Source organism: Nocardia sp. NBC_01327 (assembly GCF_035958815.1).
In the GTDB taxonomy this organism is placed as follows: Bacteria; Actinomycetota; Actinomycetes; order Mycobacteriales; family Mycobacteriaceae; genus Nocardia.
In genome coordinates, this window is the sequence record NZ_CP108383.1 from 6703330 (window position 1) to 6716512 (window position 13183).

Here is a 13183-nt window from a genome sequence, read left to right on the forward strand (position 1 = left end):
CCCGAGTGTGCTCCGCCCCCGGCGGTAGTGCCGATATTCGTGCAAGGATTCCGGGATGGAAGCCGCGCCCGAGACGAGCACCCCGCAGGTCCAGACACGGTTGCGGACTGTGATCGCGCTCTATATCGCGATCACACTCATCGCGTCGGCGGGATTGCTTGCCGCGCAATCCGTCAGCGGGATCGACGCGGCGGTCCTGTCACTGGTGCAGTTCGCCCCCGCCATCGCGGCCGTGATCACCTGGGTGTCCTTCCGCAAGAGCATTATTGGGCTGCTCCCGGCCGAAATCCCCTGGCGGCGGGTGCGAATCGATCTGCTGGCGATCCTCGTGGCGTGCGTATCGATCTGGCTGCTGGCCGCCGCGAGTATGGCCTGGTCCGGGCACACCATGGTCGGGCCCGCGGCGGTCGCGGGCACCCCCTTCGCGGTATTCGTGGTGCTGCAGCTCATCGGAGCATGCGGCGAGGAGATCGGCTGGCGCGGTCTGTTGCAACCGCTCCTGGAGTCGCGCGTGCGCCGGGCCGCCGCCGTGGCTCTCACCGGGGCGATCTGGGCGCTATGGCACGTCCAAGCCTTCGCCGCGGGTTTCGTGGCCGCCCTTGCGTTCGTCGTGGCGGCCATGTCGTTCTCGGTACTGCTCGGGTACCTGGGCAATGGCAGCGTTCGCCAGCGGGTCCTGATCGCCTCGATCGGGCATTGGCTGATCAATATCGCCTGGTACCTCGTGGCCGGTGATAACACCCTGGACCGGCCGCAGGTCGTCTTCGTCGCGATCGGCGCGGTGCTCGTCGCAGCCGGTGCCATGGCGGTGCGCGCTGCGGTACGCCACCGCGCGCACTGAGCCTCAGGCCGGGCAGCCGTCGGCTATCCAGCGGGCGAAGGCATCCACCCGCTCGGCGGGCCAGGCCCCGTCACACGGCATGCTGCCTTGCCGAAGACGGGCCAGGATGGCCTCGGCGTGCTGCGTGACATCGTCGTGGGACCACAGATCGAACACGAAACTCATGGATTTGCGGTCCATTTCGCGGAACAGCGGCTTGATGTGGTCGGCGAAACCCACCGGCTCACCCTCGGCGGGAAGTTCCACGGTGTGCTCGGCGACCGGAGCCAGGGCCGAGACTCGGGAACCGGGAGTCGCATTGCAGACCCACCACCAGCGCGGCACCGGCATATGCGGGGGCGGCGTCGCACCGGGCTGCGAATTCTCCACCGCGATACGCGAACCCCACTCGATATACGCGGCGAATGCGGCTCGGAATTCCGGATCGGCCGGCAGACCCGCATCATCGGCCGAGCGCGAGATCAGCTGGGCCCAGCGGGCGCGCCACTGCTCGGTGAGCGATTTGTTCGCATGCTCGGCGACCATATGGTCGTAGCCACCGTACTGCTCGGTGTAAAGCTTTGGCCCACCGAAGGTTTCGACGAGCCAGGCGGCCACTCGCTCCGGGTGGTCGGGTGACATGCGCGCGAACAACGGCGCCAGCAGTTCGTCCTGCGGAACGTATTTGCCGTAGAAGATCTTCGTCATCCGCGTGATCGCCGGCAGCCCGCCCGCCCACTCGTACAGGCTCGGATCCTGCGACAGCGGCGGATCCTGGAAGTCGACGTAGTAGTGCATACCGCTGCAGAACGGTTTGTTGCGGGAATGGCCGCACCGGCAGAGGCTGTAGTGCTCGCGGGGCACCGCACCGTCGAGCGCGATATTTCCGGTGACCCGGTAGGGGCCGTCGTTGGAGACCTCGATAGCGGCGGCACGATCGGGGAACGCGACCTGCGGACTGCCCAGGGCACCGGAGGGGCAGGCCCGCACCGCCGCCATCAGCTCGTCCGCGCGGGCTCCGCTGGGCGCGACGAAGGGTTCCGCGGCGGAGCGGAAGGCCGTCGGCGCCCGGTCGGTGCAGAATCCGGAGTGCGCGCACAGACCGCGATTGTCGGTGACCGTCACCGACATGCCCTCGTAGGTATCGAGCCGGTCGGGAACACGGTCGGGATCCTTCTCGCCGGTGAACCCCGCCCCGGCATGGCTGCCATCGCACAGCGGCTTCATTTCCGAAGCGCCGCAACGACATAGCGCCATCTGCGGGAAGGTCCGTATCGGTTCGCCCAGCCAGTTGGTGAGGCGTTCGGGGTTGGTGACCAGGTACGGCCCATCGGTGGCCACCTCGATGCGGGTCGCTGAAACACCCTGTATCTCAGTGAGTTCCGCTACTCGCGCCGTCACAGTCGCTTCGTCCGCGGCGAATACGCAGGCAAGGTGCTGTAGCGCGGCCACGGCCTCCTGCAGTTCGGGCAGATCGCAGGTCGCGCGCAGGCGGGTGGCATCCTTGGCCAGCTCCCACAGTCGCAGCTCCGGAATCTCGATCGACCCGTCGGATTCCGTTGCACCACCGTCGAATTCGCCGAGAGCAGCGGTAAGTGGCCGGATCACCGAGTCCGCGAGCGGGTGGGCTCCGTCGACGAGCTCGCCATCGAGTCGGCGGGCCCGAGCCAGCAGCGCAGACAGTTCGGATTGCGTGGCAGTGGTCAAGGGTCGGCCTTCCCTCACAGTGGCGGATGTCCACCCGAAAGAATGCCAATGAATCGTGCCGGCGGTGCGGTAGTTCGCTCAGCGCGTAGGTGCGCCGCCGCCCCGGCGGGCCACGCCCAGGCGCCGCCGCGGCTTGACAACCGGTCCGTACCGGTCCAGTATTGCCAGGTCAGCACCTCGCTAGGCGAGGCTCCTGTTCGAACACAGGCCACTGATCCGACGACGTCGAGAGACGCCCAGGGTTAGGACAGATCATCCCGGATTAAGGGTCGATCCAAAGTGGCTTCCCCGCTCGGGGATACGTCGTTCAGTGCCGAAGCTCTGACGAGAGGGGTGCCGGCCGAGCCGTTCAGACTCTGGCCTACTCCCCTGCACGAATGCGGTTGACCCGTTTTTTCCAGGCGCCCCCGTGCGCCCCAGCGGCAAGGAGGTGAAGGGACGACATGAAGTCCGGCGATAGTCCGTATCCGAGTCCGGCGTACCACCGCTCGTTCCCAGCCTGCCGCGAAATAGCTTGCGGCGGCTGACTTTCCGTAAGGAGAAAGTCATGACCTTCACCGTATCCCCGCGTCAGCTCACCGTGCTCTCCATACTGGGCGACTCGGCCCGGCGCATGAAGGCCCGGCACACCCTGACCGCTGCCGAGCGCCACAACATGCGGGCGTCCTTCCACCGCACGGCAATCTTCACCGCCTCCATGGGTGGGCCCACCTACTACCGGTGACCAGGGCTTTTCACGCCATCAGTCCGATATCGCGGCGGCCCTGGCCGACGGCCGGACCGGGGTCCGTCGCGACCACCTTGTGCAATAGCTCGTGGTAGACGTCGCGGAAATCGACGGTGGACTTCAGATCGCCATTGTCGAGGTCGGTGAGACTGGGTTCGTCGCCATAGAATCCGCCCCGGATCGGGGCGCCGGCGACGAATACCGGTCCCGCGGTGCCATGGTCGGTGCCCTGCGAGGCATTGGCGGCGACGCGGCGTCCGAATTCGCTGTAGGCCAGCAGAACTACGTCACGACCACGCGGATGGGTTGCCATATCCGCGAGGAAACCGGAGACCGCCGTATCCAACCGGCCCAGTAATTGCTCCTGGGTGCGGCGTTCGTCGGCGTGGGTGTCGAAGCCGCCCAGGCTGACCGAGTAGACCTGGGTCGGGACACCGGCTTTGATGCAGGTGCCGACCAGATCGAGTTGGGCCTGCAGCGGATTGTCCGGTGATTTCGCGGGTGGCTCGACCTTCGAGAATGCCTGCAGCACAGCCTCGTCCGCACCGTAGCCGGCGCACACCAGCGCCTGCGCCGCACTGTCGTGCGGATCCACCGTCGCCAGCCCGCTCAGCGCTGCCGTCATATCGGCCGACAGCGGCGCGGAGGCCGGATCCAGCGCCGCGGCAGTGTATTTCGCGCCGATCGCCAGCTGCGGCAAGACCGGCCCGATACTGACCGCACGAATGGGATCACCGCCGGTGGCATCGAGCCAGCGGCCGATCCAGCCGGAGTTGACCGGCTCGTCCGGTGCGGCGGTCTGCCAGATATCCATCGACCGGAAGTGGCTGTGATCGGGTCGCGGATAGCCGACACCACGCACAATGGCCAGGTTGCGCTGCTGCCACAGCTGCGCGAAACCCTTCATGGCGGGATTGAGCCCGAGCTGCTCATCGAGCCTGAGCACCTCCTCCGGCTGATAGGACAGCTCCGGGCGAGCGGCATGATATGCGTTGTCCGCGTATGGGATTACCGTATTGATGCCGTCGTTTCCGCCATAGAGGGTGAGCAGCACCAGTACGCCCGAGCCCGCCGCCAGCGGTGTGGTGGCCGCACGATGGTGCAGTTCGTCCCAGGTCACACCGGCCGCGCCCAGGACGCCGAGAGCGCCGAGCACACTGCTGCCGACGAGGAAGTTCCGGCGGTTGAATTCCGGCATGGGGCAATGCCTTTCCGCTCAAGTGGTCAGGTATTCGGGAGTGTTCAGGGCAACGGCGGTCAGCCGGATCGGGTCACCGTGCACCGAGGCCAGGACCGCGGCGCTGCGGTCGGACCAGTGCCCGATGCCGAGCCGATGGCCGACGGCATCGATGCGGTCGGCGGCGCCGATCGCGGAAAGCCAGCCCAGGTCGGCTTTTCGCGCCAGCACGGTGGCTGCGCGCAGCCGGGTCTGCGCGGCCGCGGTCGACAGCCACGCCTGACCACTGGACCAGCCGCCCACCGAGGGCGGATAGAAGGGCAGCTGCCCGAGTGTGCGCAGCACGTTCACCTGCGTCTGCACCTGGGCATCGGTGCCCACGGGCACCGCGAGGGCCCGCACCGCGCCGACCAGCCATTCCACCGGCCCCTGCACGACAGTGCCGGTGCCACTGAGGAATTCGGCATCGGTGAGTACGGCGACCACCAGCCGGGTGATATTGCGGTCGGGTCCATAGGCCGCCGTCAGCCGATCGAGCGCGGCCGCCGAGGGGGGTGCGTCGGCGGCCAGCTGCTGCCACATTCGACCCGCCACGAACCGCGCGGACTCGGGACGCGCGAGTACCGCGGCACAGAATTCCCCGGCGCCGAGCGAACCCGTCACGCCCAGCACAGTTTTCGATCCGGCGTCGTGACGCTTCGGATCGAGCCGAGTGGAACCGTCCGCGGCAATCGTCCAGCCGGTCAGGGCGCGGGCGCCCTCGCGGACATCGGTCTCGCTGTACCCATTGCCGTGCCCGAGGGCGAACAGCTCCATGAATTCCCGGGACAGGTTCTCATTGGGCGCTTTCGCGGTATTGGCGGTGCCGTCGAGCCAGCGCAGCATGGCCGGATCGGTGAGCATGGCGTACGCCAGTGTGCCGAAATCGCCTGCGCCGAGCCGGCGTAACGTCTCGTTCTGCACCGCCATCTCGGTGGCACTGCGCACCTTGCTCGCGGAGGTCGCGAAGTGGTTGTGCCACAACAGCGTCAGCTTCTCCGGCAGCGGCCGCTGCGCGGTGGCCATGCGGCGCACCCACCAGCCGGTCAGGGTCTGCAGCTCGGCGGTGAGTGCGCTCTGATACTGCTTGCGGACATCGGTGGCGGCATCCCGGCCCGGTCGCACCGGTTCGGTGAAGACGGGCAGCGGCGTCTGCACCGCACCGGGATCGGCGGACCCGTCCAGCTGAGCGCGGAGATAGTCGGCGACAGGCAGCGTCTGCGCGGCGTCGATCTCCGATCCCGTCGCGCCGAATCCCGCGCGCCGCAGCACTCGGGCGCATTGCATCCATTGCACCGATTGCGACCCCATGCGCCGAGTATCGGCCTGCGATCGGGCGTGTGCGTCTGCGCCGGCGGGAACCTTCAGCCGATCCTCAGACTGACCTAGCCCGCGGCCTCGGGCCGCTCGGTGAGACCGAGCCGCAGATGCTCGCTGTGGTAGACCGCCTCATCCAGGAGCTGTGCGACGTGATTGTCGTACAGGCTGTAGACGATGCTGCGGCCCGCGCGAGTACCGATGACCAGACCCAGATTCCGGAGCAATCGCAATTGATGCGAGACGGCCGACTGTTCCATGCCCACGGACTCGGCCAGTTCGGAGACCGGCCGCGGACCCTGCCGCAGCTCGGTCAGGATGAGCAGTCGGCTCGGGGTGGCCAGCGCCTGCAACGTAGTCGCCACGTGCGCAGCCGATTCCGCGTCGAGGCGCGCCACCGGCCGATCGCGGCCCTCTACCCCGTGTCCCATGAACGTGCAGTCTATCTCACAGGCACTTATGAAGACCTCTTCATATGATCTGTTATTCTCGGGTGGCTTTCTCGCCCCCTGGAGGTCTTCCCGTGGTCTCGTCCACAGCCACGCCCACCCGCCGCGCCGCCGCACCACCGGTCGCGCCGGTGCGGCGCACACGACTGTTCGCACTGCCCGAAATGCGTTGGGCGGCAGCGGCATTGGCGCTCTTCATCCTCGCGCTCGCCGCACAGCAGCTGGGCGGGCCGACGTGGCTGGCTTGGGCGCTGTACCTGGCCTGCTACGTCACCGGCGGCTGGGAGCCCGGGCTGGCGGGGCTTCGAGCGCTGCGCGAGAGGACCCTGGACGTCGATGTGCTGATGGTCGTCGCCGCCCTGGGAGCGGCGGCGATCGGGCAGGTGCTGGACGGCGGACTGCTCATCGTCATCTTCGCCACCTCCGGCGCGCTGGAGGCCCTGGCCACCGCCCGCACCGAGGACTCCGTGCGCGGACTACTGGACCTCGCCCCCGATACCGCGACCCGGCTCACCGCCGACGGCGCCGAGCAGCCCGTGCGGGCGATCGATCTCGCGGTCGGTGAGGTGATCCTGATCCGTCCCGGTGACCGCATTGCCGCGGACGGCAGGGTGGTCGGCGGGGCGAGTGAGGTGGATCAGGCCACCATCACCGGCGAACCGCTGCCGATGGACAAGACCGCCGGTGACGAGGTGTTCGCCGGAACCCTCAACGGCACCGGCGCGCTGCGGGTGCGGGTGGATCGGCGCGCCGCGGATTCGGTGGTGGCGCGGATTGCCGGACTCGTCGAGGAGGCCGGTCGCACGAAGGCCGCGACACAGCTGTTCATCGAGAAGGTCGAGCAGCGCTACTCCCTCGGCATGGTCGCCGCCACGCTCGCGGTATTCGTGGTTCCGCTGCTGTTCGGGGATGCGTTGCGAACCGCACTGCTGCGCGCGATGACGTTCATGATCGTGGCCTCGCCGTGCGCGGTCGTTCTCGCCACGATGCCGCCGCTGCTGGCGGCGATCGCCACCGCGGGGCGGCACGGGGTGCTCGTGAAATCGGCGGTGGTGATGGAACAGCTCGGCGCGACGACCCGAGTCGCCTTCGACAAGACCGGCACGCTGACCCGGGGCACGCCCGAACTGGCCGATATCCGCACGCTGCCCGGTAGCCCGTTCACCGATGAGCAGATCCTGCGGTTGGCCGCAGGCGCCGAGCATTCGAGCGAGCACCCGCTGGCCGCAGCGGTGGTCCGAGCGGCCCGGACGCACGGATTGGCACTGCCGACTGCCGAGGAATTCGCCGCGCTGCCCGGCCGAGGAATCTCCGCGCTGGTCGACGGTCATTTCGTGCAGGTCGGCTCACCGGCCGCGCTACTGGATGCGACAGCACACTCCGCGAGGGCTGTTGCTGAGGACCTGCAGCAGAGCGGGCGGACCGCGGTGCTCGTGCTGTGTGATCGGAGACCTGTTGCCGTACTGGGCATTACCGACCAGATGCGGCCCGAGGCGGCCGCCACGGTTACCGCTCTGACCAAATTGACCGGTGCCGCACCGGTATTGCTCACCGGCGACAACCGTGCCGCTGCATGGCAATTGGCCGGACAGGCTGGTATCACCGATGTGCGCGCCGGATTGCTGCCCGAGGACAAAGTCGCCGCGGTGCTCGAGCTCGAGGCTCAGGGTGCGCACGTGACGATGGTCGGCGACGGCATCAACGACGCGCCCGCGCTGGCTGCCGCGCATACCGGAATCGCCATGGGCAGAGCAGGATCCGACCTCACCCTGCAGACCGCCGATGCCGTCGTGGTCCGTGACGACCTCAGCGCGATTCCCGCGGTCATCGCGCTGTCGCGGCGAGCGCACCGCGTCGTGGTCGCCAATCTTGTCATCGCCGCGACATTCATCGCCGTACTCGTGACGTGGGACCTCGTCGGGCACCTGCCCCTGCCGCTGGGTGTGGCGGGCCACGAGGGATCAACTGTCATCGTCGGACTCAACGGCCTACGCCTGCTGCGCAATTCAGCGTGGAACCGGACTGCCACCACGGCGCACTGACGCTGCGGCGCCCAGCGTGAGCGGCCGGAAGCCGGAGCGCGGCAAGAGAGATCACCGAGCCATACCCGACTTCCGATCGAGCCATACCCGACTTCCGACCGAATCATTCCCGACTTCCGACCGCGCAGGGCGGTCGCAGGTGCCCCCGATCAGTGACCGGCGGCGGACTCCACTACTGCCGCGACCTCGAGGGGATGCGATACCAGCGAGGCGTGGGAGGCGTCGAGTTCGGAGGTGTGGGCGCTCATGCGGGAGGCCATGAAGCGCTGGGAGGCCGGCGGGATCACGTGGTCCTGTGCGGAGACGATGTACCAGCTCGGGGTGTTCGCCCAGGCGGGGGCCGCCGAGGGTTCGATATTCGCGGTGACGGCGAGGGAATGCTGGTGGGCGATCATATCGGCCGCGGTCGCGGGGCTGACGTCCTGCGCGAAGACCGAATTGAACAGGTCGGGGGCGACGTAGCCGTCGAGATTGTGGCCGGCGATGCCGTGCGGGTCATCGACCACGCGCACCAGCAGTGCCGGTGGCAGCAGCTGACTGCCGGGGAATCGGAGGGGATCGAGGGCCTGGAGGGCGACCTCACCCTGGACGGGCGCGAAAGCGGCCACGTAGACCAGGGATTCGACCTTCGGGTCGTGGATCTGGGTGATGACCGTGCCGCCGTAGGAGTGACCGACCAGGACCACGGGGCCGGAGATGGTGTCGAGGGTGCGCTGCACCGCGGCCGCGTCGAAGGCCGGGCCGCGCAGCGGGTTGTCGGGGACCACTACCTGATAGCCGTCATCGCGCAATTTCGCGGCCACACCGTCCCAGCTGGTGGTGTCGGCGAAGGCGCCGTGCACGAGAACCACCGTCGGCAGCGGGTCGGCGTGCGCCGGAGCCGCGGCGACCGCGACACCGAGTGCCAGGGCCACCACCGCGAGGACACCGCGTGCTCTACTTCGGAATTGCATGGACAAACCTGCTTTCCGTTCTCGAGAATGTCGAGCCGATACAGCCTTGCACGAAGGCGGAGGCAGCGCAGCACCTCCCCGGCGTTGTCGATCATTCCGTGACCGAACCGGGAGAGGCCCGCGCCGCGTTATTCGGTTCGAATCCCCACCCGCAGTAGCAGATTCAGCAGTGTGATGTGTTCGGCCGCGGACAGATCGACGAAGGAATCGGCGAGGACCTCGTCGGCGACCCGGTTTCCGGCCGCCAGGACCTGAGCGCCGGTGGCGGTGAGGCGGTGTTCGATGGTGCGGCCGTGGCCGGCGGTGCGGTCGATGAGGCCGCGCGCCGCCAAGCGGTTGGCGAGAGTGCCGAAGGCCTGTTCGCTCTGGAAGGTCTCCTCCGCCAGCGCGCGTGCGCTGGATCCGGGCTCACGGGCTATGGCGCGCAAGGCATCCCACTGCGCCAGGGTCGCGCCGACGCCGGTGAGCGCGCGGTCCAGTGCGCGATGGTGGCGGTACTGGGCTTGTTTGACCGCCCGTCCCAGAGCTTGCAGGTCACTCGGCATGGACAGAACCATAGCAGTATGACTAAGCTTGTTTATATCAACATGTTTAGTCATCGATCGAAGGCGCTACCCATGACCTCTCTGACCATTACCGAATCAGGCAGCGGACCGGCCGTTCTCGTCCTGCACGGCGGCGCGGGACCGTTCAGCGTGGCCGGCATCGCCGAACACTTCGCCCGCACCGCGCACGTACTGACCGCCACACTGCCCGGCTGGAACGGCACCGTGCGACCGGACGAGATCGACACCATCGCCGATCTCGCCGCCGCCTATCTGACCCTGCTGCGCGAGCGCGAGTTGCACGAGGTGCTCGTCATCGGCTCGTCCGTCGGTGGCTGGATCGCCGCCGAGATGGCCGCACAGGATCGCGCGGGCACCGTGGGCGGGGTGGCGCTCATCGATGCCACCGGCGTGTGGATCGACGAGGCGCCGATGCCCGACTTCTTCGGTCTCGACGCCCGCGCGATCGCCGAGTACTCCTATCACGATCCGGATCGCTTCTATCAGGACCCGGCCGATGTTCCGGCCGCGCAATTGGCTGTGCGACAGGCGAATATGGTTACGCTGCGGCATTTCGCGAGTGATCCGTACATGCACGACCCGTCACTGCTGGCGCGGCTGTCCGGCATCACGATCCCCGCGCTGCTGGTGTGGGGCGAGAGCGACCGCATTGTCACCCCGGCGTACGGCGCGGCGTATGCCGCGGCCTTCGGCAATGCCCGGCTCGAAATCATCGGCGCGGCAGGGCATCTGCCGCATATGGAACAGCCGGACGCCACGTTCGCCGTTCTCGACGTATTCGCGAATCAGGTCAGCGGGACGCCCGCGCGGTAGGCCTCGACGGCGGTCAGGGTCTCCTCGTCGACCAAGTCGAAGTTGATCTGCGCACCGGCGAAGGCTCCCGCCGCGGCCGCGGCGCCGACCTGCGCGGAGAGGTCGGCGACATTGCCCGCCAACCACACTCCGGGCACATCGGCACGGCCGGTGGGATCGCTCGGGAGGTACTCACCCATACCCGAGGGGTGCTCCTTGGGCAGGAGCCCCAGCGGTGCAAGGAAACTCGCCTCCGCCACCATGCGTGATCCGACCACCACCGCTTCGCGTTCGACCACCGTGCCGTCGGAAAGACGCAGTCCCGCAAGCCGATCCCCGGCGATCTCCACCGCGGTCACCTCGCCGGTCACCACCCGGATGCCGCGGGCGGCGAATTGCTCGGCCTGCTCCTCGGTCGGCGGCGCGGAGGTGTGGGTGAAGTAGGTGATATCGGAACTCCACTGCCGGAACAGCAGTGCCTGATGCACCGACATCGGGCCGGTGGCCAGCACGCCGATGGCCTGATCGCGCACCTCCCAGCCGTGGCAGTAGGGGCAGTGGATCACATCGCGGCCCCAACGGCTCTGCAGCCCAGGGATATTCGGCAATTGATCGACCAGGCCCGTGGTCACCAGCAGCCGTCGCGCGCGGACGGCCCGGCCGTCGGTGAGCGTCACGGTGAATCCGGCGCCGTCCTGCGCCGCGGTAGCCACCGTGCCCGTCACCACCTGGCCGCCGTACTGCCGCACCTCGGCCCGGCCGCGCTCGATGAGTTCCTGCGGGGCTATGCCCTCGCGGGCCAGCAGCCCGTGCACACCGCCGGCCGGGGCATTACGCGGATGGCCCGCATCGATCACCACCACCGAGCGCCGGGCGCGCGCCAGCATGAGCGCTCCGTTCAATCCGGCCGCACCGCCGCCGACCACCACCACGTCATAACCGTCTGCCAACTGATCTGTCATCAGTGACCACCTCCTTGGTCACGACCATGCGAGAACACCCACAATTTCGGCAAGGAAAGTTGCTGATACGGCAAACTCGAAGGATGGACGAAGAACTCGACCAGGCGCTCGACGCGGTGGGACCACGGTTGCGTGACCTGCGACGACAACGCGAAACCACGCTCGCCGAGCTGTCGAAGACGACCGGTATCTCGGTCAGCACGCTGTCGCGGCTGGAATCGGGGGTGCGGCGGCCGACGCTGGAATTGCTGCTACCGCTCGCCAAGGCGCACGGCGTCACCCTCGATGAGCTCGTCGGCGCGCCGCCCACCGGCGATCCGCGGATTCATCTGCGCCCGGTCAGCCGGGGCGGCATGACCATGGTCCCGCTCACCCGCCGGGCCGGGGGCATCCAGGCCTTCAAGCTGGTGATACCGGCGAACACCCGCAATGAGCCGGATCCGCGGACGCACGAGGGTTACGAGTGGCTCTACGTCCTCAACGGCCGGTTGCGAGTTGTGCTGGGCGAGCACGATTTTGTGATGAATCCGGGCGAGGCGGCCGAATTCGACACCCGAGAGCCGCACTGGTTCGGCCCGGCGGATGAGGGCGAATCGGTCGAATTCCTCAGTCTCTTCGGCAAACAGGGTGAGCGCGCGCACCTGCGCGCCCGCCCGAAGACCGGCTCGTGAGAGGCCGCTAACCGACCAAGCACTTGCTTGTTTCGAGGGAGTGGACTACCAATGAGGTTCGATCCACACACTCGTCGCGCCACCGGGCGCGGCCCGCACCGAAGGAAGTAGATGGACGACTTCGGTCATCGCACCGGAGCCGCACTGGTGCTCGGCGCCAGTGGCGGCCTGGGACTGGTCACGGCGCGCATGCTCATCGAACGCGGCAGCAATGTCGCGCTGACCTACTTCCGATCGGCCGGCAAGCTCGATCCCCTGCTGAAGCTGGCCGAGACCGAGGGGCGCACGGCCGCGGCGTGGCAGCTCGACCTCACCGATGCGGCGCAGACCGCCGAGGTCATCGGGCAGGTGGCCGCCGATTCCGGTGGCATTCACACGCTCGTCTATGCCGCCGGACCGCATATTCCGATGCGGCATCTGAGCCGAATCGCGCCGGAGGACTTCAAGTCTCAGATGATCGACGATGCGGTGGGCTTCTTCCATGCCGCCCACGCCGCACTCCCCCATCTGCGCGCCTGCGGCGGCAATATCGTCGCCATCACCACCGCGGCCACCACGCGCTTCCCGATTCGGGACGGTCTGTCGAGCGCCCCCAAGGCGGCGGTCGAGGCGCTGATTCGCGGTATCGCGGCCGAAGAGGGCCGCTTCGGCATTCGCGCCAATTGTGTCGGCCCGGGCATGACCACCGACGGAATGGCCGATCGGCTCATCAAATCCGGTGATCTCGACCAGAACGCACTCGATATCACCCGGGCCAATATTCCGCTCCGGCGCTTCGGCGATGCCGAGGACATTGCCGAAGCCGTATGTTTCCTCGCTTCCGATCGCGCCGATTTCATCAGCGGCCAGAAATTGGATATCGACGGCGGCTACGGCGTGTAGCAGCCCGCCGCAGCGGCGCGTCCCGAACCGATCCGGGCCCGAATCATCCAAGATGACACAGGGATCGGTCCGGACGAGG

At 67.8% G+C, this 13183-nt stretch carries 13 protein-coding genes and 1 riboswitch; of the genes, 6 read left to right on the forward strand and 7 right to left on the reverse strand.

Features of this window, described 5'->3' with window-relative positions; all coding sequences use genetic code 11:
- The first annotated feature begins 55 nt into the window (after positions 1 to 55).
- Positions 56 to 841: a CPBP family intramembrane glutamic endopeptidase gene (locus OG326_RS30960; protein ID WP_327140681.1), complete on the forward strand. Its 786-nt coding sequence runs from the start codon at positions 56 to 58 to the stop codon at positions 839 to 841.
- Between the two features lie 3 nt (positions 842 to 844).
- Here OG326_RS30960 and OG326_RS30965 read toward each other — a convergent pair whose 3' ends face one another.
- Positions 845 to 2527: a CDGSH iron-sulfur domain-containing protein gene (locus tag OG326_RS30965; protein WP_327140682.1), complete on the reverse strand. Its 1683-nt coding sequence runs from the start codon at positions 2525 to 2527 to the stop codon at positions 845 to 847.
- A 169-nt stretch (positions 2528 to 2696) separates the two neighbouring features.
- Positions 2697 to 2867, forward strand: a riboswitch (M-box (ykoK) riboswitch).
- A gap of 207 nt (positions 2868 to 3074) precedes the next feature.
- Between OG326_RS30965 and OG326_RS30970 the strand changes: the two genes are divergently transcribed.
- Entirely contained in the window at positions 3075 to 3251 is a 177-nt protein-coding gene (locus OG326_RS30970; RefSeq protein ID WP_327140683.1) for a hypothetical protein, read from the forward strand.
- Between the two features lie 10 nt (positions 3252 to 3261).
- Here OG326_RS30970 and OG326_RS30975 read toward each other — a convergent pair whose 3' ends face one another.
- The 3 genes from OG326_RS30975 to OG326_RS30985 all read right to left on the reverse strand — a co-directional run bounded on the left by OG326_RS30975 (position 3262) and on the right by OG326_RS30985 (position 6218).
- The gene (locus OG326_RS30975) at positions 3262 to 4452 is read right to left on the reverse strand and encodes a DUF1501 domain-containing protein (protein WP_327140684.1); all 1191 of its coding nucleotides are present in this window, start codon (positions 4450 to 4452) and stop codon (positions 3262 to 3264) included.
- Positions 4453 to 4470: 18 nt separating this feature from the next.
- On the reverse strand, positions 4471 to 5781 hold the full coding sequence (locus OG326_RS30980; RefSeq protein WP_327140685.1) for a DUF1800 domain-containing protein: 1311 nt from the start codon (positions 5779 to 5781) through the stop codon (positions 4471 to 4473).
- 74 nt (positions 5782 to 5855) lie between these two features.
- Positions 5856 to 6218: an ArsR/SmtB family transcription factor gene (locus OG326_RS30985; RefSeq protein WP_327140686.1), complete on the reverse strand. Its 363-nt coding sequence runs from the start codon at positions 6216 to 6218 to the stop codon at positions 5856 to 5858.
- Positions 6219 to 6262: 44 nt separating this feature from the next.
- On the opposite strand from OG326_RS30985, the gene OG326_RS30990 reads away from it, so the two are divergent.
- Entirely contained in the window at positions 6263 to 8278 is a 2016-nt protein-coding gene (locus OG326_RS30990) for a heavy metal translocating P-type ATPase (protein ID WP_442790847.1), read from the forward strand.
- Between the two features lie 149 nt (positions 8279 to 8427).
- Here OG326_RS30990 and OG326_RS30995 read toward each other — a convergent pair whose 3' ends face one another.
- Positions 8428 to 9231, reverse strand: a complete 804-nt coding sequence (locus tag OG326_RS30995) for an alpha/beta fold hydrolase (RefSeq protein ID WP_327140688.1) — start codon at positions 9229 to 9231, stop codon at positions 8428 to 8430.
- 128 nt (positions 9232 to 9359) lie between these two features.
- Positions 9360 to 9776 (reverse strand): MarR family winged helix-turn-helix transcriptional regulator, encoded by a 417-nt coding sequence (locus tag OG326_RS31000; RefSeq protein ID WP_327140689.1) that lies wholly within the window; start codon positions 9774 to 9776, stop codon positions 9360 to 9362.
- Between the two features lie 72 nt (positions 9777 to 9848).
- Here OG326_RS31000 and OG326_RS31005 point away from each other — a divergent pair, with 72 nt between their 5' ends.
- On the forward strand, positions 9849 to 10610 hold the full coding sequence (locus OG326_RS31005; protein WP_327140690.1) for an alpha/beta fold hydrolase: 762 nt from the start codon (positions 9849 to 9851) through the stop codon (positions 10608 to 10610).
- On the opposite strand, the gene OG326_RS31010 is transcribed toward OG326_RS31005, so the two are convergent.
- Entirely contained in the window at positions 10583 to 11551 is a 969-nt protein-coding gene (locus OG326_RS31010; protein ID WP_327140691.1) for an NAD(P)/FAD-dependent oxidoreductase, read from the reverse strand. The genes OG326_RS31005 and OG326_RS31010 overlap by 28 nt on opposite strands.
- Positions 11552 to 11634: 83 nt before the next feature.
- Here OG326_RS31010 and OG326_RS31015 point away from each other — a divergent pair, with 83 nt between their 5' ends.
- Positions 11635 to 12222, forward strand: a complete 588-nt coding sequence (locus OG326_RS31015) for a helix-turn-helix domain-containing protein (RefSeq protein ID WP_327140692.1) — start codon at positions 11635 to 11637, stop codon at positions 12220 to 12222.
- Between the two features lie 111 nt (positions 12223 to 12333).
- Positions 12334 to 13104, forward strand: coding sequence for an SDR family NAD(P)-dependent oxidoreductase (locus OG326_RS31020; RefSeq protein WP_327140693.1), 771 nt, complete (start codon positions 12334 to 12336; stop codon positions 13102 to 13104).
- The last annotated feature ends 79 nt before the right edge of the window (positions 13105 to 13183 follow it).

Coding starts and splice junctions, on each gene's coding strand:
- OG326_RS31005 (WP_327140690.1), top strand. CDS start 9,849: ATGACCTCTCTGACCATTACCGAATCAGGCAGCGGACCGGCCGTTCTC.
- OG326_RS30995 (WP_327140688.1), bottom strand. CDS start 9,231: ATGCAATTCCGAAGTAGAGCACGCGGTGTCCTCGCGGTGGTGGCCCTG.
- OG326_RS30990 (WP_442790847.1), top strand. CDS start 6,263: ATGATCTGTTATTCTCGGGTGGCTTTCTCGCCCCCTGGAGGTCTTCCC.
- OG326_RS31015 (WP_327140692.1), top strand. CDS start 11,635: ATGGACGAAGAACTCGACCAGGCGCTCGACGCGGTGGGACCACGGTTG.
- OG326_RS30970 (WP_327140683.1), top strand. CDS start 3,075: ATGACCTTCACCGTATCCCCGCGTCAGCTCACCGTGCTCTCCATACTG.
- OG326_RS30980 (WP_327140685.1), bottom strand. CDS start 5,781: ATGGGGTCGCAATCGGTGCAATGGATGCAATGCGCCCGAGTGCTGCGG.
- OG326_RS31010 (WP_327140691.1), bottom strand. CDS start 11,551: ATGACAGATCAGTTGGCAGACGGTTATGACGTGGTGGTGGTCGGCGGC.
- OG326_RS30975 (WP_327140684.1), bottom strand. CDS start 4,452: ATGCCGGAATTCAACCGCCGGAACTTCCTCGTCGGCAGCAGTGTGCTC.
- OG326_RS30960 (WP_327140681.1), top strand. CDS start 56: ATGGAAGCCGCGCCCGAGACGAGCACCCCGCAGGTCCAGACACGGTTG.
- OG326_RS31000 (WP_327140689.1), bottom strand. CDS start 9,776: ATGCCGAGTGACCTGCAAGCTCTGGGACGGGCGGTCAAACAAGCCCAG.
- OG326_RS30985 (WP_327140686.1), bottom strand. CDS start 6,218: ATGGGACACGGGGTAGAGGGCCGCGATCGGCCGGTGGCGCGCCTCGAC.
- OG326_RS31020 (WP_327140693.1), top strand. CDS start 12,334: ATGGACGACTTCGGTCATCGCACCGGAGCCGCACTGGTGCTCGGCGCC.